The 19,035-nt window shown below is 67.0% G+C and carries 15 protein-coding genes and 1 pseudogene; 11 read left to right on the plus strand and 5 right to left on the minus strand.

Features of this window, described 5'->3' with window-relative positions; translation table 11 throughout:
• The first annotated feature begins 8 nt into the window (after positions 1-8).
• Positions 9-1,376, plus strand: coding sequence for an MFS transporter (locus DL519_RS04175; protein ID WP_190812970.1), 1,368 nt, complete (start codon positions 9-11; stop codon positions 1,374-1,376).
• 197 nt (positions 1,377-1,573) lie between these two features.
• On the opposite strand, the gene DL519_RS04180 is transcribed toward DL519_RS04175, so the two are convergent.
• Positions 1,574-2,614, minus strand: coding sequence for an IS630 family transposase (locus tag DL519_RS04180; protein ID WP_190812971.1), 1,041 nt, complete (start codon positions 2,612-2,614; stop codon positions 1,574-1,576).
• 55 nt (positions 2,615-2,669) lie between these two features.
• Here DL519_RS04180 and DL519_RS04185 point away from each other — a divergent pair, with 55 nt between their 5' ends.
• The 8 genes from DL519_RS04185 (at position 2,670) to DL519_RS04220 (ending at position 12,848) form a co-directional block, all read left to right on the plus strand.
• Positions 2,670-3,497 (plus strand): SDR family oxidoreductase, encoded by an 828-nt coding sequence (locus tag DL519_RS04185; protein ID WP_190812972.1) that lies wholly within the window; start codon positions 2,670-2,672, stop codon positions 3,495-3,497.
• A gap of 1,922 nt (positions 3,498-5,419) precedes the next feature.
• On the plus strand, positions 5,420-5,644 hold the full coding sequence (locus tag DL519_RS04190; protein WP_190812973.1) for a hypothetical protein: 225 nt from the start codon (positions 5,420-5,422) through the stop codon (positions 5,642-5,644).
• A gap of 24 nt (positions 5,645-5,668) precedes the next feature.
• Entirely contained in the window at positions 5,669-6,088 is a 420-nt protein-coding gene (gene gvpJ / locus DL519_RS04195) for a gas vesicle protein GvpJ (RefSeq protein WP_190812974.1), read from the plus strand.
• Entirely contained in the window at positions 6,085-6,882 is a 798-nt protein-coding gene (locus DL519_RS04200) for a GvpL/GvpF family gas vesicle protein (protein WP_223838422.1), read from the plus strand. Before gvpJ ends, DL519_RS04200 begins: the two co-directional genes overlap by 4 nt.
• Positions 6,879-7,067, plus strand: coding sequence for a gas vesicle protein GvpG (locus tag DL519_RS49660; RefSeq protein ID WP_397544924.1), 189 nt, complete (start codon positions 6,879-6,881; stop codon positions 7,065-7,067). The genes DL519_RS04200 and DL519_RS49660 overlap by 4 nt, the downstream gene beginning before the upstream one ends.
• Before the next feature lie 559 nt (positions 7,068-7,626).
• Positions 7,627-8,046 carry a CBS domain-containing protein gene (locus DL519_RS04210; RefSeq protein WP_190812976.1) on the plus strand — a complete coding sequence of 140 codons (420 nt, stop codon included), beginning with the start codon at positions 7,627-7,629 and terminating at the stop codon, positions 8,044-8,046.
• 143 nt (positions 8,047-8,189) lie between these two features.
• Entirely contained in the window at positions 8,190-8,846 is a 657-nt protein-coding gene (locus tag DL519_RS04215) for a response regulator (RefSeq protein ID WP_190812977.1), read from the plus strand.
• Between the two features lie 18 nt (positions 8,847-8,864).
• Complete coding sequence (locus tag DL519_RS04220) at positions 8,865-12,848, plus strand: HAMP domain-containing protein (RefSeq protein ID WP_190812978.1); 3,984 nt, start codon at positions 8,865-8,867, stop codon at positions 12,846-12,848.
• Between the two features lie 3 nt (positions 12,849-12,851).
• On the opposite strand, the gene DL519_RS48350 is transcribed toward DL519_RS04220, so the two are convergent.
• Positions 12,852-12,977 (minus strand): hypothetical protein, encoded by a 126-nt coding sequence (locus DL519_RS48350; RefSeq protein WP_263399570.1) that lies wholly within the window; start codon positions 12,975-12,977, stop codon positions 12,852-12,854.
• Between the two features lie 171 nt (positions 12,978-13,148).
• Complete coding sequence (locus DL519_RS04225) at positions 13,149-14,717, minus strand: BCCT family transporter (RefSeq protein ID WP_190812979.1); 1,569 nt, start codon at positions 14,715-14,717, stop codon at positions 13,149-13,151.
• A gap of 754 nt (positions 14,718-15,471) precedes the next feature.
• Here DL519_RS04225 and DL519_RS04230 point away from each other — a divergent pair.
• Together DL519_RS04230 and DL519_RS04235 are read left to right on the plus strand one after the other, a co-directional pair.
• Positions 15,472-15,870 (plus strand): annotated as a pseudogene (locus DL519_RS04230) (formate dehydrogenase); the annotation flags it as partial.
• 89 nt (positions 15,871-15,959) lie between these two features.
• A complete protein-coding gene (locus DL519_RS04235; protein WP_190812981.1) occupies positions 15,960-16,502 on the plus strand; it encodes an acyl-CoA dehydrogenase family protein in 543 nt (180 codons plus the stop codon).
• 5 nt (positions 16,503-16,507) lie between these two features.
• On the opposite strand, the gene DL519_RS04240 is transcribed toward DL519_RS04235, so the two are convergent.
• Positions 16,508-18,256, minus strand: a complete 1,749-nt coding sequence (locus DL519_RS04240; RefSeq protein WP_190812982.1) for a multicopper oxidase family protein — start codon at positions 18,254-18,256, stop codon at positions 16,508-16,510.
• Positions 18,257-18,414: 158 nt separating this feature from the next.
• Positions 18,415-18,981 (minus strand): helix-turn-helix domain-containing protein, encoded by a 567-nt coding sequence (locus DL519_RS04245; protein ID WP_190812983.1) that lies wholly within the window; start codon positions 18,979-18,981, stop codon positions 18,415-18,417.
• Positions 18,982-19,035 lie beyond the last annotated feature (54 nt).

The raw sequence follows: 19,035 nt of genomic DNA on the forward strand, positions 1-19,035 counted from the left end.
AAAAACCGATGGGCACCACGGTAACACCAGACATGGCGCGCCCGAGAGGCGCCGCCAGAATGGCGCGAAAGGCCCTTGCCGCGGGCACAGTGGGAAACTTCGTCGAGTGGTATGAATGGGCCATTTACGGGTTTTCCGCGCCGATTATCGCGACTCTGTTCTTCCCCAAGGTGGATACGACCGCGGCCTTGCTCGCCACGTTCGGAATCTACGGCGTTGGCTTCCTGGTACGCCCACTGGGCGGGTTCTTCTTCGGGCACCTCGGTGACAAGATCGGCCGCCGCAATGTGCTGTCAGCGGTGCTCCTGCTGATGGGGGCAGGGACGACGATCATCGGTCTCCTGCCGGTCTACGGCCAGATCGGCCTGCTGGCTCCGCTCCTGCTGCTGGTGGCGCGGCTCATCCAGGGCTTCTCGGCAGGCGGTGAGTTCCCCGGCGCGAATTCCTTCATCCTGGAGTACGCACCTGCCGAGCGCAGAGGATTCTGGGCGGCCATATCGCTCAGCTCCACGGTCCTGCCAACTATTGTCGGTGCCCTGACGGTGATGGCGTTCACGTCGTTGCTGTCCCCGGACGCATACGCCACCTGGGGCTGGCGCGTGCCGTACCTGATCGCAGCCCCCATGGCGATCGTGGGCCTGTGGATCCGCCTCAAGATGGAGGACACCCCCGCGTACCGCGAGGTGGCGGCGACGGACACGGTGGAAAAGCTTCCACTGGTCCGCGCTATCAAGGAGTACCCCAAGGAGATTGCCTACGCCCTGGCTTTCAGCACGCTCACCGGCGTCGTGTTCTACATCGTGAGCGGCTACTTCGTCACCTTCTTGACCATCAATGTCGGTATACCGCAGACCACCGCGCTGCTGTCGACCGTGGTCGCCTACTCGCTGTTCCTCATCGCCGCCCCGGTGTTCGGTCTGCTGAGCGACAGAGTCGGTAGAAAACCGGTGCTGTATCTGGGGAGTGCCACGCTGGCTGTCCTAAGTGTCCCCGCGTTCTTCATTACGCAAGGCGCCAGTTTGGGGTCGGCCATCCTCGGGCAAGCCCTGCTGGTTCTGGGCCTCAGCATCACGGGAGCGGGCATGGCCGTCACCCAGGCGGAGATGTTTCCTACGCGAGTCCGCTACAGCGGCGCGTCTTTCGCATACAACATCGCCTACGCCGTGTTCGGGGGAACCGCGCCAATGATGTGCGCGTTCCTGATCGCGCAAAGCGGCAGCAAACTGGCACCAGGTATCTACATCGCCGTGCTCGCCGTGGTGGTGTTCTTCTTCGTTCGCGCTGCTCCTGAGACCTACAAGGTGTCCCTGAGCCAGGGGCCGGAACGCAGGCGTCGCTCGGGAGACGCGGACGGCCAGGACGCGGCCACATTCTGAGCAGCGACGTGAGGCGTCGTGATTGCACGCAAGCTGGATTGCGATCGTCTACAACGGCTCTACGAGCGCCATGAAGTACTCGGCTGGTCCGGCCAGCGGCACCTGGTTTGCGGGCCGCTGGCCGACCGGGACGACAAACGGTCAAGCGGGTACCCGGCCACAGGTCACCTATTGATCCGGGTGGCAAATGTGTGATGTTAGGCGGCGTAGCGAACTTCGGGTTTGCCGAAGTAGGAGCGAACTCGGTCGGGCAGCTTCTGGAGCCGGTGGAGGAAGGAGCGGACCGCTTGTTTTAACTCGGCGCGGGTTTTGGGGGCTGTGCTGGTGGAAACGGTGCGTTTGAGGTCGGCATTGAGTATCTCGTCGGGGTTGAGTTCGGGGCTGTATCCCGGCAGGAAGTGCATCGCGATCGCCTCAGCGTGCTTGGTGATCCATTGCTGGATGGTCTTGCGGCGGTGGACGGGGTGTCCGTCAACGATCAGGTGGACTTTGCGGTCCAGATGGCGGGTCAGCCGGTCCAGGAAGGACAGGAACACCTTGCCGTTGAACGAGCCGGTGTAGACGGTGAAGTACAGCTCGCCTTTGTTCCCGATCGCGCACATCGCGTTCACGCTGAATCGTTTGCCCGTTTTGCCCACCACCGGTGTCTGGCCCGCCGGTGCCCAGGTGCGGGCTACGGTGGCGTCGGAGCGGATCCCGGTCTGGTCCAGCCACAGGATCAGTGCGCCCTCGCGGCGGGCGCGGGCGGCGATGGCCAGGTAGTCCTCCTCCAGCCATCGGCGTACGGACTCGGGGTCCTGTTCGTAGGCCTTGCGGATCGGTTTCTGCGGCGACAATCCCCAGGAACGCAGGTAGTTGCCGACGGTGCGCAGGTTCAACACGATGCCGTGGCGCACCCGGATCAGCTCGGCCACTGTCTTGCGGGTCCACACCAGGCCGGTCAGCCCGAACGTGGCCGGGGTGTGCTCGGCCACCGCATACCGCAGCTTGCGCTGCCGGCGGGCACTCAACGCTTTCTGCTCGCCGGGCTTGCGACCCCGGCGACGCCCGGTGAGACCCTTCGAGCCACGTTTCCGCCACGCCTGCACCCATCTGGACACCGACTGCGGGGCCACCGCGAACACCCGGGCCGCCTCGACCTGACTCATCCCACCATGAACAGCAGCGACCACCCTGCGCCGCAAATCCTCCTGCGCCTCAGGCGACAACCTCCGCGCGTCCCGCACACCAGCGATCATGCCAGAACAACGAAGATCACACCTATAAGTTCCCGATCAATAACTGCAGCAACTGATGCGGTCGCCGGGCGCCGAAGAGATCCACGAGCTCGGGCCCATAGACGTCTGGGTCAACGCCGCTTTCACCACGGTGTTCGCGCCGTTGGAGGAGATCAGTCCCGAGGAGTACCGGCGCGTTACCGAGGTCACCTATCTCGGGTGCGTGTACGGGGCGATGGCCGCGCTGCGTCATATGCGCCCGCGTGACGAGGGTGTGGTCGTGCACGTCGGCTCTGCGCTGGCGTATCGAGGAATACCGCTGCAGTCGGTGTATTGCGGGGCCAAGCATGCGATTCAGGGATTCCACGAGTCCCTGCGCTGCGAACTGCTGCACGAGCGCAGCAACGTCCGGTCCACGATGGTGCAGCTGCCCGCGGTGAACACGCCGCAGTTCTCCTGGGTTGGCTCCCGGTTGCCGCGCCACCCGCAACCGATGCCGCCGATCTACCAACCCGAGACCGCCGCCGACGCGGTGCTCTACGCCGCCGACCATCCGCGGCGCCGTGAATACTGGGTCGGCGGCAGCACTGTGGCAACGCTGATCGCCAACGCAGTGGTCCCGGGCCTGCTGGATCGCTACCTCGCCAGGAGCGGATATGCCGCGCAGCAGAACGCTGATGTCCGTGACCCCGCCCGTGCGGAGAACCTGTGGGATCCGGCAGACGGGGTGGGTGGTCGCGACTACGGCGCCCGCGGCGTCTTCGACTGGGCGCACAAGCGCAGCGTGCAGATGTGGGCGTCGCACCACCACACCGCGCTTGCCCTCGTGGTGGCGGGGATGACCGCAGTGGGTTTGGGTGTGCTGCGACGCCGCCAGCCGCCGGGCGCGCGGAGGATGCAGTAAGTCGCCGCAAGTCCTCGAGGAAGAGAGCCTCGTTGACGCCGATGTCTGCGATCCGTCGTGTTGATCTGCGAAACCGCTCCGCCACGCACGACGGACGGACCATTCGCTGTTTCCGACGGGGATCGGACGGGTAGTCAAGTGGGCACCTTTCAAGACTCAATCAACGCCCACAGCTCGTCGCTGACCTCCCACGGCTTCGGGAGAGCCATACCACGCTCCCAACCACAAACGTGATCAACTACAACCCCACCATGCCAACACCAAGATCACTCTGCAAGGTCTCCTAAAGCCGGGTGCTATGAGCGGTCGGATGTTCGGGAAGGCCGGCGGAGGTCTGCTCGCCGTGAGAGTCGTTGCTAGTGAGCAAGATGTTCGGTCTCGTTGCCAGACTGCGCGAAGTGAGCTGGAGTGATCTGATTCGAGGAGGGGACAAGCGGCGGGGTCGAGGACCACGCCTCGACACAAACGATCGAGCGACTGGCCGAGATCGGCAACGGGACCTGATCGATCATTTCTGGTCCGGCTAGACGATCGTCAGCCGGGTTTGCTCGATGGGCCTCTGTGATCAAGTGAGCGGACCCTTTTGTGGTCATGATTCCGCCTGGGAATCGATGAAGCATGGTAGAACTTTGTTACTGAAGTTGCACACTTGTGCTCTGATACTGGTGATCCTCTCGTGACAGGCGCGCTTCTGTGTTGGCCTGACCGTGTGCGCTTCTGTGGGTGCATTTCACGCTTGCGCCGTACCGGGCACAGGTTGTCGCCATTCCTGGCGTGGCGGCTTGCGCCTCTCGCGAGCGTCAGATTCTGATACGTTTGCGCGTTCTGGGGTAACCAACAGCGTCGGACGTGCCTCGGACGGGGCCTCCTCAAGGCGGCCGTTGGCGAAGATCTTCGCCGCAGCCATAACGCGGTCTAGGATTACGCGTAGGCGGCCATTCCCGCCTGCGGTTACGTGGGGGCGCTGACGATTGCGGCAGCGTCGACCAGGCCTCGGCTCACCCAAGGCAAGTTGATCTGAGCGACCAGCACGATTTGAACGTCCTCGCGCTCGCGGGGCCGCTCTGGAACATGCTAAAGCCGCCTCCGAGGGGCCTGGTTCTGCCAGGTTGTGCCAGCCATTGACCGTAGGCGTACCGCGGGGAAGAGATCATGTTGGAGCGGACGGAGAAACTTTCCGTATGCAGGGTTAGGTGCATACTGGTGGGGGAGCACGGTGGCCGTCATGCCAGACACCGTGAGGCGCTAATGATCGAGGATGTCCATGGCCCGAAGGGCATCGACATCCTTGGAAAAGGGGTGCAGCGCCATGACCTGGTTTCCTCGCCTGCTTGGCATCGGAACTGCCGCGGCCGGCGCAGTCGTCGTATTACGTCCAGAGACCCTCGCGAGTGCCTGTGGGCTGTGTGATTCGGATGGGAACGTCGAACCGAGTACGGCGGTCCTCTGCCGTGGCATCGGTGTACGAGACGTCCTTTCCGGGCTGGCAATGACCTTTGCGCCGAGCCAGGACACGCAGCGACTGGCCGTCGTGGCCCGTGCGACGGCGGACTTCGGTGACGCAGCTGTCCTTGATCTTCTGCCCGGCCATTCGCAGACACGGAACATCGTGGCGACGTTGGTAGCCGGCCGAGGCGCCCTGTGCGCGTTGAGTGGCCTGACCATAGGTTCGGACGCAGCAGACGAAGAAGCTGTAGAGCTGGCCGACGATCGGCAAACCTGCGTTTGGGGAAGAGATTCCCGAGAGGGTCGCGTGACCGGCCGGATGTCGCCCGTGCGGCGCTGGGTAAGGGAGATTGTCGAAGAGGAGCTTCGAGATGCGGGCGTGGGCTGACTTCGCCGGGCGTTCGCGCTTGAAGGTTTACTATCCGCAATGATTCTTCGAGAAGACTGCGCGCATGTGGCGCGCGCAAGGACGTCGCGTGCGAGCGGACTTCAAGCACATCAAACGGCACTTGATGACGCGGACGACCCTGCGGGCCGCGAACCCGTGGAGGAAGAGGAGGAGGGTTAGGAAGGAGAGCGCGGCGAAGCTGAGGAAGACGAGTACGGCGATGAGGACTCGGAGTACCGCGAAGGTGCCGAGGGTTACGTCGAAGACGAGGAGGATGCGAAAGAGCACGGACGGCGTCGCCGTGAACCTGTGACAACCAGCCGGAGAAGGTGATCGCATGACCGTCGCAAGCATGCAAGGCGGTGGTGGGTCCCCGGTACAGCGGGGATCTGGAGGCACTCTTGCAGATGTAGTCGAGCTAATTCTCGACAAGGGCCTGGTCATTGACATATTCGCGCGTGTCTCGCTGGTGGGGATCGAGATCCTCACGGTCGATGCGCGCGTCGTCGTGGCCAGTGTGGACACCTACCTGCGGTTCGCCGAGGCGACCAACAGGCTGGACCTGGATCAGAAGGGTGGCAAGGACATTCCAGAACTGATGCAGGGCATGGCTGAGGGCGGGGCCAAAGGTAAGACCAAGGGTGTGATCGACGCAGCCAAGGAAAAGTTCGACGAGTTCCGCGGTGCCAACCAGGATACTAAGAGGGAGAAGCAGCCCGTACGGCGCCGGGAAGCACGTATTCGGGAGCGTGAATGATGATCACACGCGCAGAACGAGGCGAACAGGTCCAATCAGGACACCAGGGCAGCATCGATCGCGGCGTGTATGTGTATGGGATCGTCTACCACCGGGAGAAGCTCCCGGAAGAGCTACCCTCGGTCGGAGACGGCGAGGCAGAAGTAGACCTCGCGTCGTACGGCAAGCTCTCCGCATTGGTCAGCGAGGTGCAACTCTCTCGCCCGCTCGGGACACGCGAGGATTTGCTCGCGCATGAACGAGTACTTGACGCTTTGGCGGCGGAAGCCACCGTGATACCAATGCGTTTCGGCTCCGTCGTAAGTAACAAGGAGGCTGTCATCAACGAGCTCCTGGCGCCCCATGAAGGCCACTTCAATGAAACGCTCTCCGAACTCGCAGGGCTGGTGCAGTTCACCGTTCGTGGCAGGTATGCGAACAACACGCACCTTCGTGAAATCGTGTCCGAGGAGCCCGAGATCCAGGAACTGCGCGCAGTCGTTCAAGATATGCCCGAGGATGCCGGCTACGCCGAGCGCTTGAGACTAGGAGAGCTGGTCAACAACGCGGTGGTAAGGAAACGTGAAGTTGATACCGAGACGCTGATCAGTTCTCTCGAAAACTCTTCCGCTGCTTTCGTTTCGCATGCGGTCGCGGGTGAAGACGATGCCATGCACGTGGCGTTCCTCGTTGATCGTGAGGCCGTAGCGCAGTTCGAGCATGAACTGGACGAACTTGGGGGCCAGTGGGGTGGGCGACTCAACTTGCGTTTGATCGGGCCGCTCGCTCCCTATGATTTCTTGCCGGAGGCTTGACATGGGGCTCAGCACCGGACTCCTCACGCTTCCGCTGGCACCCCGTCCAAGGTGCCGTACGGGCGGCCGAACAGATCAAGCAGCACGCGGAGCGACAGTACTATGAGGCCGCTCAGATCCAGCGTCAGATAGCCAATGTCGATGGGGCACACGCTGCCGGCGAACTGACAGATCAGGAGCGATGACCGGCAAGCAGACCTGTTGGCGAGACTGTTCGAAGCGCAACGCCGCCGTGAAGCTGGGGAGATGTGAATCCGGTGGCCACCGCGCGGGGCGACGACGGCGCCGTCGATCTGGTAGCAGTCCCCCGGCCGGGCGCAGGCGAACCGCCGCCACGACGACCGGGGCCGCCTGGTCGGGTTCTCGGCCAAAAGCTCGAGTTCGTCGAGGATCCGGTTGATCGTCGAGCGGCCCCGTTCGCAACGGGGGCGGCCGGCGGTCACCTCGCCGCACCCCGATCCGTCGGCCCGTCAGCCCGCGCGCCGCGGTGCGGCCGGTCCTGGTCCGCGCGGGTACGGCCGCCGCATGTGCCGGTCGGCTGATGCGCTTCGGTGGTCGCCCGGTCGATGACCACTCCGCCGTCTGCCCGACCGCACCCGCCTTTGTCCTCGTCTGATGGTTTCGCCTGGTCAGGGCCCCACAGGCCCTGAGCTGCGGAAATGGGGCTGATCGGCGTGCGGTTTCGCGTGGGACCGGTGCGGGTAGTGCGAGGGCAGTCCAGCACCGCAGTCGAAAGGATCAGCCATGACCACGGCGCGCGACATCATGCATGCAGGGGCGAAGTGCATCGATGAGGACGACAGCCTGTACACGGCCGCGCAGATGATGCGCGACCTCAAGGTCGGGTCGTTGCCGATCTGCGGTCGGGACAACCGGCTGCACGGCATCATCACGGACCGCGACATCGTCCTGCGCTGCTGCGCGGAAGGACGCAACCCAGCTGAGATGAGGGCCGGGGAACTGGCCCAGGGCAAGCCACACTGGGTCGACGCCGGCTCCGACGTGGATCAGGTGCTGTCGATGATGGAGCAGCACCAGATCCGGCGAGTGCCGGTCATCGCCGACCACAAGCTGGTCGGCATGATCAGCGAGGCCGACCTGGCCCGGCACCTCAGCGACGAGCAGTTGGCGCATTTCGTGGAGAGCATCTACGCGGCGAGGTGATGCCCGAGACCGGTGCCCGGTTGCCGCCGGGTGCCGGCTGGTCGCCGTCTTCGGCGGGTTCTGGCCAGCGCCCAGTTGAAGCGCTATTTATCCTGGTCAGTGCCCTCCCTAGGAATCCGGGGCGAAGGGGGCGGGAAAATCAGATGACCACACGCGTCTTCGTGGTCGACGACCACGATGTGATTCGGCGGGGCATCGCGGCCCTTGTTGGGGCCGTGGAGGACCTCGAACTGGTCGGCGAGGCCGCCACGGTCGCCGAAGCGTTGGCCTGGGTGCCGAAGGCCAACCCTGACGTCGCGGTGCTGGACGTGCGACTGCCGGACGGCAACGGCGTTGAGCTTTGCCGCGAGCTCCAGTCTCAGCTGCCCGAGCTGCGCTGCCTGATGCTGACCTCCTTCGACGACCACGACGCCCTGATGGACGCGATCATGGCCGGCGCCGCCGGGTTCGTGCTCAAGGGCGTGGTCAGCGAGGAACTGGTCACCGCGATCCGCACCGCCGGGGCCGGGCAGTCGCTGCTCAGCCCCAAGAAGACCGAGGCGATGCTGTCCTGGCTGCGCCGGGAGCAGCAGCAGACCGACCCGCTGCGCGAGCTGACCGCGCGCGAGCGGCAGGTGCTGGAACTCATCGGTGAGGGGCTCACCAACCGGGAGATCGCTAACCGCATGTTCCTAGCCGAGAAGACCATCAAGAACTACGTGTCGCAGATGCTGGCCAAGCTGGCCATGCGGCACCGCAGCGAAGCGGCCGTGCTGGCCACCGAGTTGCGGTTGGACCGCGATTCGCGCGGCAAGCGCTGACCCGGTGCGGAGGTCGTCATGTCGTCACAGCCGCCGGACGTGCCGTCCGCGGAGCTGGATCTCGCCCAACCGGTGAGCGAGGATGCGTTGCTGCGCCTGGTGATCGGGTTGCGCGAGCTGCGGGACGGCAACTTCCGCCGCCGCCTGGTGTTCTCCGGTGGCGGGTTGGCGAGCGAGGTCGCCACGGTGTTCAACGAGCTCGCCGAGCGAAACCAGTTCCTGGTCGGCGAGCTGGAGCGCGTCAGCGCCGCCGCGGAGCAGGGCGAATGGCCGATCCCGCAGATCGACTTCGACGGCTCCGCGCACGGCGGTTGGACGGTCGCCGCGAATTCGGTGAACACGATGACCAGCACCTTGCTGGCACCGATGGCGGAGCTCAACCGGGTGCTGGGGGCGTTCACCCGCGGCGACCTGTCGCAGCGGATGCCGCGCCGCGCGGCCGACGCGGCGCTGCCCGGGGAGCTGGCCGGACTGAGCACGGCGGTCAACGAGATGTTGGACCAGCTGTCGCTGTTCGCCCAGGAGATCACCAGGGTGGCGCGGGAGATCGGCACCGAGGGCAAGCTCGGTGGTCAGGCGCATGTGCCCGGCCTGGTCGGCACCTGGAGGGACCTGGCCGATTCGGTCAACGGGATGGCCGCCGACCTCACCGGCCAGCTGCGCGACATCTCGCACGTCGCCAAGGCGGTCGCGGCCGGCGACCTGACCCGCAAGATCACCGTCGAGGTCTCCGGCGAGACGCGCGAGCTCAAGGAGACCATCAACACGATGGTCGACCAGCTGTCGGGGTTCGCGGAGGAGGTCACCCGGGTGGCCCGCGAGGTGGCCAGCGAGGGCCGGCTGGGTGGTCAGGCCGAGGTGCCCGGCGCGGCCGGCACCTGGCGCGGCCTGGTCGACTCGGTGAACTTCATGGCCAACAACCTCACCGTCCAGGTCCGCAACATCGCGCAGGTCGCCACCGCGGTCGCCCGCGGCGACCTGACGCAGAAGATCGACGTGGACGCCCGCGGCGAGATCCTGCAGCTGAAGAACACCATCAACACGATGGTCGACCAGCTGTCGGCGTTCGCCGACGAGGTCACGCGGGTGGCCCGCGAGGTCGGCACCGACGGCAAGCTCGGCGGCCAGGCGCGGGTGCACGGCGTGGCGGGCACCTGGAAGGACCTGACCGACAACGTCAACATCATGGCCGACAACCTGACCAACCAGGTGCGCAGCATCGCCCAGGTGGCGACCGGGGTGGCTGGCGGCGACCTGTCGAAGAAGATCATGGTGGAGGCTAAGGGAGAGGTCGCTGCGCTGGCCGAGACGATCAACGGGATGGTCGAGACGCTGCGCGCATTCGCCGAGCAGGTCACGCTGGTCGCGCGCGAGGTCGGCACCGAGGGCAGCCTCGGCGGCCAGGCGCGGGTGCCCAACGTGGCGGGCACCTGGAAGGACCTGACCGACAACGTCAACATCATGGCCCGCAACCTGACCAACCAGGTGCGCAACATCGCCCAGGTCACCACCGCGGTGGCACGCGGTGACCTGTCCAAGAAGATCGACGTGGACGCCCGCGGCGAGATCCTGGAGCTCAAGACCACGATCAACACGATGGTCGACCAGCTGTCCGCGTTCGCCGCCGAGGTCACCCGGGTGGCCCGCGAGGTCGGCACCGAGGGCAAGCTCGGCGGCCAGGCCGAGGTCGCCGACGTCTCCGGCACCTGGCGGCGGCTGACCGAGAGCGTCAACCGGCTGGCCGGCAACCTCACCACCCAGGTGCGCGCCATCGCCCTGGTGGCCACCGCGGTCACCGAAGGCGACCTGACCCGCCAGATCACCGTGGACGCCTCCGGCGAGGTCGCCGAGCTCAAGGACAACATCAACGCGATGATCAGCAACCTCAAGGAGACCACCAGGGCCAACCAGGAGCAGGACTGGCTGAAGACCAACCTCGCGCGGATCTCGGCGCTGATGCAGGGCCAGCACGACCTGGAGGAACTCGCCCAGCTGATCATGACCGAACTGGTGCCGCTGGTGTCGGCCCAGTACGGCGCGTTCTTCCTGAGCCGGCCGGGGGAGGACGACCGCACGATCCTGGAGCGTACCGCCGGCTACGGCCGCCCCGGCGCTCGCGACGGCGGCCCGCCGCTGCGCTTCGAGGTGGGGGAGTCGCTGGTCGGGCAGGTCGCGGCGGACCGCAAGTCGATCCTGGTCACCGACGTGCCGCCGGAATACGTCCGGATCAGTTCCGGGCTCGGCGCAACCGCACCCGCGGACGTGGCGATCGTGCCGGTGCTGTTCGAGGGCGAGGTGCTGGCGGTCATCGAGCTGGCGTCCGTCAACAAGTTCACCTCGGTGCACCTGGACCTGCTGGAACGGCTGAAGGAGACCATCGGCGTCGACGTCAACACGATCGTGGTGAACTCGCGCACCGAGGCGCTGCTGGCCGAGTCCCAGCACCTGGCCAAGGAGCTGCAGGCGCGCTCCGAGCAGCTGCAGCAGCAGCAGACCGAGCTGCAGCGCTCCAACACCGAACTGGAGGAGAAGGCGGCGCTGCTGGCCAGCCGCAACCGGGACATCGAGCTGAAGAACATCGAGATCGAGCAGGCCCGCCAGGAGCTGGAGGAACGGGCCCGGCAGCTGTCCCAGGCCTCCGCCTACAAGTCGGAGTTCCTGGCCAACATGTCGCACGAGCTGCGCACCCCGCTGAACAGCGTGCTGATCCTGGCGAAGCTGCTGGCCGACAACATGGAGGGCAACCTCACCTCGCAGCAGGTGGATCTGGCCAAGACCGTGCACCAGGCGGGCACCGACCTGCTGCAGCTGATCAACGACGTCCTGGACCTGTCCAAAGTGGAGGCGGGGCAGATGCACCTGCTGCCCGAGGACGTCGAGCTGGTCGACCTCGCCGCGCACATGGAGTCGCTGTACCAGCCGCTGGCGGCGGACAAGGGGCTGGCCTTCAAGGTGTCCGTGGCGCCGACGGTGCCGCCGACGGTGCGTACCGACCGGAACCGGCTGGAGCAGATCGTGCGGAACCTGCTGTCCAACGCGGTGAAGTTCACCGACAAGGGCGCCGTCGAGCTGCGGGTCCGCCCGGCTCAGCCCAGCGAGGTGCACGACCAGGGCCTGCGCCACGCCCGGCGGCGGCTGGCGTTCTCGGTGCGCGACACCGGAATCGGCATCCCCGCCGACAAGCTGAGCCTGATCTTCGAGGCGTTCCAGCAGGTGGACGGCACCACGGTGCGTAAGTACGGCGGGACCGGTCTGGGGCTGTCCATCAGCCGCGAGCTGACCGCCCTGCTCGGTGGCGAGCTCCAGGTGGACAGCGAGCCCGGACGGGGCAGCACCTTCACGCTGTACCTGCCGATGGAGCCCTCGATGGCCAAGCCGGTCGAGCCGCTCGAGCCGCTCGAGCCGGTCGCCGAGCCCATGCCCTGGCCGGTGGCCGTGCCGGAACGCCCGCCGCGTGGATGCGTGCCGAGCACGGCGGAGGCCAGCCTGGACGTGTCAGCCGAGGGCATCGACCCGCCGATGCGGTCCACCGAACTGATCCGGCAGGAGGGTCACCAGCACATGCTGCACGTCGAGGAGCCGGCGGAGCGCGCGTCGTTGCAGTTCAACGGGGAGAAGGTGCTCGTCGTCGACGACGACTACCGGAGCGTGCAGGCGATGCGCCTGCTACTGGAGCAGCACGGCCTGCAGGTGGTGCACGCGGACAACGCGCTGGCCGGGCTCAACGCGCTGCAGCACCAGGGCGACATCATGATCGTGCTGATGGACGTGATGATGCCGGAAATGGATGGCAACGCCACGATCCGCATCATCCGGGAGATGCCGCGCTACCGGGACCTGACGATCATCGCGATCACGGCGAAGGCGATGAAGGGCGACCGGGAAGCGAGCATCGCGGCCGGGGCCACCGAGTGCATGAGCAAACCGGTCGACGTCAACAAGCTGCTGGAGCTGCTCGCCGAGCACCTGCCGGCGGGACGCGCCCCCGAAACAGGGGGATGAGGCTCAGTCGACCTGCTCTGGCTCTTCGATCGTCGGCATCTCGGCGAGCTGCTCGCGCAGCTTTTGTGCCCACGCGAGGTCGCGCGCGAAGGTCGCGTCGAAGTGGTCGATGCCGTGTGGATCAGCCATGGCGGTTCCCAACTGTGCTAGCTCGCAGGCTGTTGCCGACCACAATAACCGCAGGTGGAAGACCCGTCGGCGGGCCAGGCCTGCCGATACCGCGACGGCCGGGGCGGCCGGGGCCGGTGTGCCGCAAGTGGCGGTTCCGCAGCGCCGACCGCCCCGAACCGAAGATGGAAGTCACACTTCAGGGTCTTTCGGCACTGTTGCGACCGCCACGGGCTGCTCCACCGGCACCGGCGCGACCAGCGGATCCTGGCGCAGCTCGCGCCACAAGGAGAACGCCAGCGCGAGCATTACCAGCACGAACGGGGCGGCCGTGACGATGACCGTCTTCTGCAGGGCGTCCAGACCACCGGCGACCAGCAGCACGATCGCGGTAACACCGGTCAGCGCGCCCCACAGCGCGAGCACCGACGTCCTCGGCCTGGCGTGGCCGTCCGAGGACAGCATGCTCAGCACGAAGGTGTTGGCGTCCGCGCCGGAGACGAAGAACAGCAGGACCAGCGCCATCGCGATCACCGAGGTCAACGCCGGCCACGGCAGCGTCTCCAGCATGGCGAAGATCGCGTTGTTGGAGTCCTGCGCGGCGGCCTGCGCCACCTGACCGCCGTGGAAGGCGTCCTCGAAGATCGCCGAACCGCCGAAGGCGGTGAACCAGAGGAAGAACACCGCACTGGGCACGCCGAGCACGGCGATCACGAACTCGCGGATGGTGCGGCCCTTCGAGATGCGCGCCAGGAACACGCCGACGAAGGCGCCCCAGGAGATCCACCAGGCGAGCATGAAGTAGGTCCAGCTCTGCATCCACTCCAGCTCGCCGAAGATCCCGGTGCGCAGGCTCATCGGGATGAAGTCGCCGGCGTACTGGCCGAGCGACTCCACCAGCAGGTTGAGCACGAAACCGGTCGGCCCCAACGCCAGCACGAATGCGAAAAGCAACACGGCCAGCCCCATGCTGGTCTCGCTGAGGAACCGGATCCCCTTGTGCAGCCCGGTGATCGCCGAGGCGGTGAACAACAGCGTGACGACGGCGATGATCAGGATCTGCGTGCTGGTGCCGCCCGAGAGGCCGAACACCCTGGACAGCCCGCCGTCGATCTGCAGCGCGCCGAGCCCCAGCGAGGTGGTAGTGCCGAACAGCGTCGCGAAGATCGCCAGCACGTCGATGGCCTTGCCGACCGGGCCGTCGACGCGCTCGCCCAGCAGCGGCCGCAGCATCGGGCTGATCAGGCCCTTGCGGCCCTTGCGGTGGGTGGAGTAGCCGAGCGCGATGCCGAACACCGCGAAGATCGCCCAGGCGTGCAGGCCCCAGTCGAAGAACGAGTACTGCATCGCGACCACGGCCGCGTGCTTGGTGCCCGGCTGCGCCAGCCCGTGCGGCGGGGTCACGAAGTGGCTGATCGGCTCGGATACCCCGTAGGAGACCAGGCCGATGCCCATCACCGCGGCCAGGATCATCGCCAGCCAGCTGATCGTGCTGAACTCCGGGCGGTCGGTGTCGGCGCCCAGCCTGATGCGGCCGTAGCGGCTGGCGGCCAGCAGCGCCAGGAAGCCCAGCATCGCCAGGCCGGCCACCAGGTAGATCCAGCCGAAGGTGCCGGTGATCCAGTTCAGGGCGGCGTCGGTGACCGCGTCGAGGTTGTTCGTGAAGAGGGTGGCCCACAGCACGAACAGCGCGCAGAGCGCCACCGATGCGTAGAAGACCGTGCCCAGCCGGTTGGTGGGGGGAGTGCTGGCTCGTGCCATCAGGTCGACTCCAGTCGAAAAGGTTCGGACCCCAGTCCGGGCGCGCGTATCCGACGCGAGGCGAAAGGCGACCCGAGCAGGGAAGAGGTGAGGGGAGAGCGCCGCAGACCCGGACGCGTGCTGCGCGTGCGACGGCGGGCGCCGAGGTGGAGGCTGGTGGAGGCTCTTCCTGTCGGGAGATCGCGGCGGAGGTTCGGCGAACCTCGATCATGGGCGGTCCGGGCAACTGCCGCGCGGGAAAACCCGCCGCCGAATCGAGAACCCTACCGCGCCCGGATCCGGTGGCTGCCGACGCCCCGGGTTCGAGCGCGGGCAGCGCCCACCGGCCGCCCGCGCAGGATCGGCCTGCGCGGGCGGCACGCCATCACCCCTTCGCGCGCCTGCGGAGCAGATATTCCTTGCGGTCCAACGGGTTGTGGTCCGTGCGAGGCAGGGTTGGGATCGCGCCGCGGACCGCTTCGAACCGGCGAAGGCGGATTCGAGCACTCCTCCGCCGCGCTTCCAGTGACCGGGGGCTTGCTTGAGCCACTCATGTTCGGTAGTGGCGTCGGCGAGTTCCGCGCACTGCGGCACGTAGTTCATGAAAGCGCTACGCCGTCGGTATGCGCGACGTTGCTCAAGTGCGATGTTGCACGCCGGACGATGTCGTGCGCGAACACCGCCATCCCGAGCGGCGCCGGGCAGGGTTGTGGTGGGATGCCGGGTGCCTGGTTCGAGTCGAAGGCGAACCGGGTTGATGCGCACGGCGAAATGGGCGCACCGCTGGTTGCAGCTCAACGTCGGCACGGACATCGCGCTGGCGCACGCCATCGGTCGCGAGATCATCGCCTCCGGGCTGCTCAACCGGTCGTTCATCGACCGCGCCACCGGCGGTTTCGACGCCTACGCCGCCGGAGTACAGCAGTGGGCGCCGGAGGGGACGGCCCGGAAACCGGGGTGCCCGCCGAGCTCATCGAGGAACTCGCCCTACGCCCGCGCCGACCGAGCCCAGCTGTGCTGGACGCTGGCCATCACCGAGCACCACAACGGCACCGACAACATACTGTCGCTGATCAACCTGTCGCTGCTGACCGGGTACGTCGGCCGCTACGGCAGCGGGCTGAACCCGTTGCGCGGCCAGAACAACGTGCAGGGCGGCGGCGACATGGGCGCCGCCGACACAGCCCGCCGGCCGACGAGCTCAGCGAGGAGTAGCCGCTGCGGCTGACCACCGGCCGACGGCTGGACTCCTACAACACCGGGGTGCAGTCGGAGGGCTTCAACTACGCCGATGCGGCGCGGCGAAACGCTCGACCCGTGCCCGGCCACGCCGGAGCGCTCGGCGTGGCCGAGGGCGAGCAGGTGCAGATGAACGCGGCGCTGGAGCTGGGGCTGCTGGAATCAGTGGTGCAGCGCTCGGTGAATTGCGTCCACGGCCCCCAACCGTCCTGGACGCGCTGGCAGGGACCGCCGTCCCGGCAACCGGAGGTGCGCGCGGACCTGGCGAGGACGCAGACGAGGCTCGACGCGGTCCGGCTGATGCTCGCCGACGCGGTCCAAGCCGCCTGGCAACGACCGGCCGATGTCCGGCGCAGCTTGTTGCAGGTGAGGACGACGGCCGGCGAAAGTGCGGTGCAGGTGGCGGAACTCGGCATGAAGGTCTGCGGCCAGTTCGCCTTCCGCAAGGAGTCCGGCGTAGAACGCCGCTTCCGAGACGCCCACCTGGCCACCTACGGCCAGTTCCCGGTGGACGCAGCTCTCGACCACCTGGGCCGAACCCTGTGCGGGCTACCGCTGCTGGCCTGACGTCATCAGGGGTGCCGGACCAGCTGGTCGAGCCGGGCTGGGCTTTGTACCAGCGGTAGTTGGGTCTGCGGTGTGCTGCCGATCACCAGCGGCCGCATCATCTCCACCGGGGTCGTCGCGCCGTCCTCGTGGGAGAGGATGTGGCAGTGCCACACCGTGGCCCCGGGCAGCGTGAACAGGCCCACCCACGCGGTGATGTAGTCCGGTGGCGACACGAAGGTTTCCTTGGGGCCGGTTTCGTGGGGTCGCGGCGGTTCGAACGGTCCGATCGTGCCGGGCACCGGCTTGCCGTCGGCACCCCACTGGCCGACGTGCCAGCGCCCGATCAGCCGGAACTCGGCCATGTGCAGGTGGATCGGGTGGGAGTCGGGCGAGCGGTTGCGCATGGCCCACACCTCGGTCGAGTTCAGCTGCGGTGTCTCGGTCGGCGCGTCGTGGTAGTCCAGCAGCCGGTCCCGGTCGCCGAGCTGCGGCGCGCCGGGCGTTGCTTCGGCGGCTTGCACGGTCCGAAGCCTCGCGTCGGGCAGCAAGGCCTCGGGTGGCAGCGCGTTGTTGGTCTCCGGCAGCGCCTGCGGAATTTGGGAGCGGTCCCGTGAACTGGTGGCGGGCCCGACGTCGAATCGCATGATCTGGGGGATTCCGCCGCCGTCGGGATCGACTTCGTCCATGTCGCCGAGCGGGACCGGGGCGTTGTTGGTCAGCACCCAGTTCTCCGACTCGTGGCCGGTGAAGTCGACGACGACCACGTACCGCTCGGCGGGTGCGACGAGGAGTTCCGAAACCGGCGTCGGGTGCAGCAGGTATCCGGAATCGCTGCCCACCACGGTCATCCGGGGAGCGTCCGCGCGCTGCCCGCCGACTTGCCGCAGGCCGAAGCGGTAGGAGCGCGAGTCCGAGGCGTTGAGCAGCGTGAAGGTGTAGCGCCGCGGCTCGACGGAGGACTTCGGGGCAACCGTGCCGTTGACCACCGGTAGATCCCCGAAGAACTCCGGGTCGGCGTGGTTGTAGCACAACGTGGCGTCTGGGTTGAATCTCTTGTCCTGGATGGCGAGGTGCCGGGCGAATTCGCCCTTGGGCAGGGGAAAGCCCGGCTCGATGTCGTCGGTGTTGGGCAGGAAGCCCGCCAGGCCCGCGTAGACGTGGTAACTGGTGTTCCGGTGCGCGTGGTCGTGGTACCACAGCGGACCGGCGGCCTGGTCGTTCGGGAAGTGGTTGGTCCGCGACGCGCCCGGCGGGATCTCCGGCTGCAGCGGGGTCGGAACTCCGTCGCTCGGCGCCAGTTGAAGCCCGGCGTGCCGGTGCACGGTGATGTTGTTGTGGTCGTCCGGCTGGTCGAACGGGAAGATCGGAGTTCCTGCCGGGGGAAGGCCATTGACCACAGTCACGTCGATCGGTTTGCCGCGTTCGGTGACGATGGTGGGGCCGAGGTACTGCATCGGGGTGCCGGGCGTGCTGTAACCCAACGTCCGGACGGCCGGCCACTCGCTGTGGAAGGAGTGGCCGCCGATGTGCGCGGTGAGCGTGTAGTGGCCGGGCGCGTCGGCAGCTGCGACGGGCGGCTGCCGGACCTCGTCCTCGAAGAAGGTCGGCACCGGCGACGGACCGCATCGCACCGGTTCGGCCGCCACCGGCGAACCGGCCGGCACGAGCAGGCCCGCGCCGACGACCGCCACACCGGTCAGGCTCAGCAACCTGGCTCGTGCCAAGATGTTCCGGGGCGGGCGGTGATCGCGGGACGGTGTCGTGTCGCGCATCGAAAGTCCTCGGTCCGCTGCGGGCGCCACCCGCGCGGGCGGCGAGGATTTGGCTTCCTACGGGGAGTTTCGGCAGCGCCCTGGAACGATTGAGCCCGCGGTCGGCGCGGCAAGCCGCCGGGGTGACGAGAAGCACGCGATCGGATGTGCGGTCGGGGCTACCGGTCGCGGGGTTTCGCGCGGGTGTGCATGCGCTCGCCCTGCGGGCCGAACAGGCTGAGAAGCTCCACCGGCGCTTCCCCGGTGCTACCGAACCAGTGCGGCAGGCGGGTGTCGAATTCGGCGGCCTCGCCGACCTTGAGCACGATGTCGTGTTCGGCGAGCACCAGCCGCAGCTTGCCGCCGAGCACGTACAGCCACTCGTAGCCCTCGTGCGTTCGCGGCTCGGGTTCGCTGCGGTCGGTGCCGATGATCATCTTGAACGCCTGCAGGCCGCCGGGCTGCTGGGTCAGCGGCACAACCGTCATGTCCCCGTGCTTCACCGGCTTCAGCCGCACCCGGGGATCGCCGACCGGCGGTGCGCCGACGAGTTCGTCCAGCGGCACCTGGTGGGCGTGCGCGATCGGCAGCAGCAGCTCCAGGCTGGGCTTGCGCTGCCCGGACTCCAGCCGCGACAGCACGCTGACGGAGATCCCGGTCTTTTCCGACAGCGCCGCGAGCGTGCAGTTGCGCTGCTGGCGGATGGTCCTGAGCCGCGGCCCGACGGCGGCGAGTACGTCCTGCATCCCTTTATTGCAGAAACAGCAACAAGGTTTGTCAAGCCGTTGCGACGGCGTGCA

It is taken from the genome of Saccharopolyspora pogona, assembly GCF_014697215.1.
GTDB classification, from domain to species: Bacteria; Actinomycetota; Actinomycetes; order Mycobacteriales; family Pseudonocardiaceae; genus Saccharopolyspora; species Saccharopolyspora hattusasensis.

What these genes read in the sequence shown, in the direction of transcription:
- DL519_RS48350 (WP_263399570.1), bottom strand. Translation starts at nt 12,977, where the DNA reads ATGGCTGATCCACACGGCATCGACCACTTCGACGCGACCTTCGCGCGC.
- DL519_RS04210 (WP_190812976.1), top strand. Translation starts at nt 7,627, where the DNA reads ATGACCACGGCGCGCGACATCATGCATGCAGGGGCGAAGTGCATCGAT.
- DL519_RS04200 (WP_223838422.1), top strand. Translation starts at nt 6,085, where the DNA reads ATGATGATCACACGCGCAGAACGAGGCGAACAGGTCCAATCAGGACAC.
- DL519_RS04220 (WP_190812978.1), top strand. Translation starts at nt 8,865, where the DNA reads ATGTCGTCACAGCCGCCGGACGTGCCGTCCGCGGAGCTGGATCTCGCC.
- DL519_RS04175 (WP_190812970.1), top strand. Translation starts at nt 9, where the DNA reads ATGGGCACCACGGTAACACCAGACATGGCGCGCCCGAGAGGCGCCGCC.
- DL519_RS04240 (WP_190812982.1), bottom strand. Translation starts at nt 18,256, where the DNA reads ATGCGCGACACGACACCGTCCCGCGATCACCGCCCGCCCCGGAACATC.
- gvpJ (WP_190812974.1), top strand. Translation starts at nt 5,669, where the DNA reads ATGACCGTCGCAAGCATGCAAGGCGGTGGTGGGTCCCCGGTACAGCGG.
- DL519_RS04180 (WP_190812971.1), bottom strand. Translation starts at nt 2,614, where the DNA reads ATGATCGCTGGTGTGCGGGACGCGCGGAGGTTGTCGCCTGAGGCGCAG.
- DL519_RS04245 (WP_190812983.1), bottom strand. Translation starts at nt 18,981, where the DNA reads ATGCAGGACGTACTCGCCGCCGTCGGGCCGCGGCTCAGGACCATCCGC.
- DL519_RS04215 (WP_190812977.1), top strand. Translation starts at nt 8,190, where the DNA reads ATGACCACACGCGTCTTCGTGGTCGACGACCACGATGTGATTCGGCGG.
- DL519_RS04185 (WP_190812972.1), top strand. Translation starts at nt 2,670, where the DNA reads ATGCGGTCGCCGGGCGCCGAAGAGATCCACGAGCTCGGGCCCATAGAC.
- DL519_RS04225 (WP_190812979.1), bottom strand. Translation starts at nt 14,717, where the DNA reads ATGGCACGAGCCAGCACTCCCCCCACCAACCGGCTGGGCACGGTCTTC.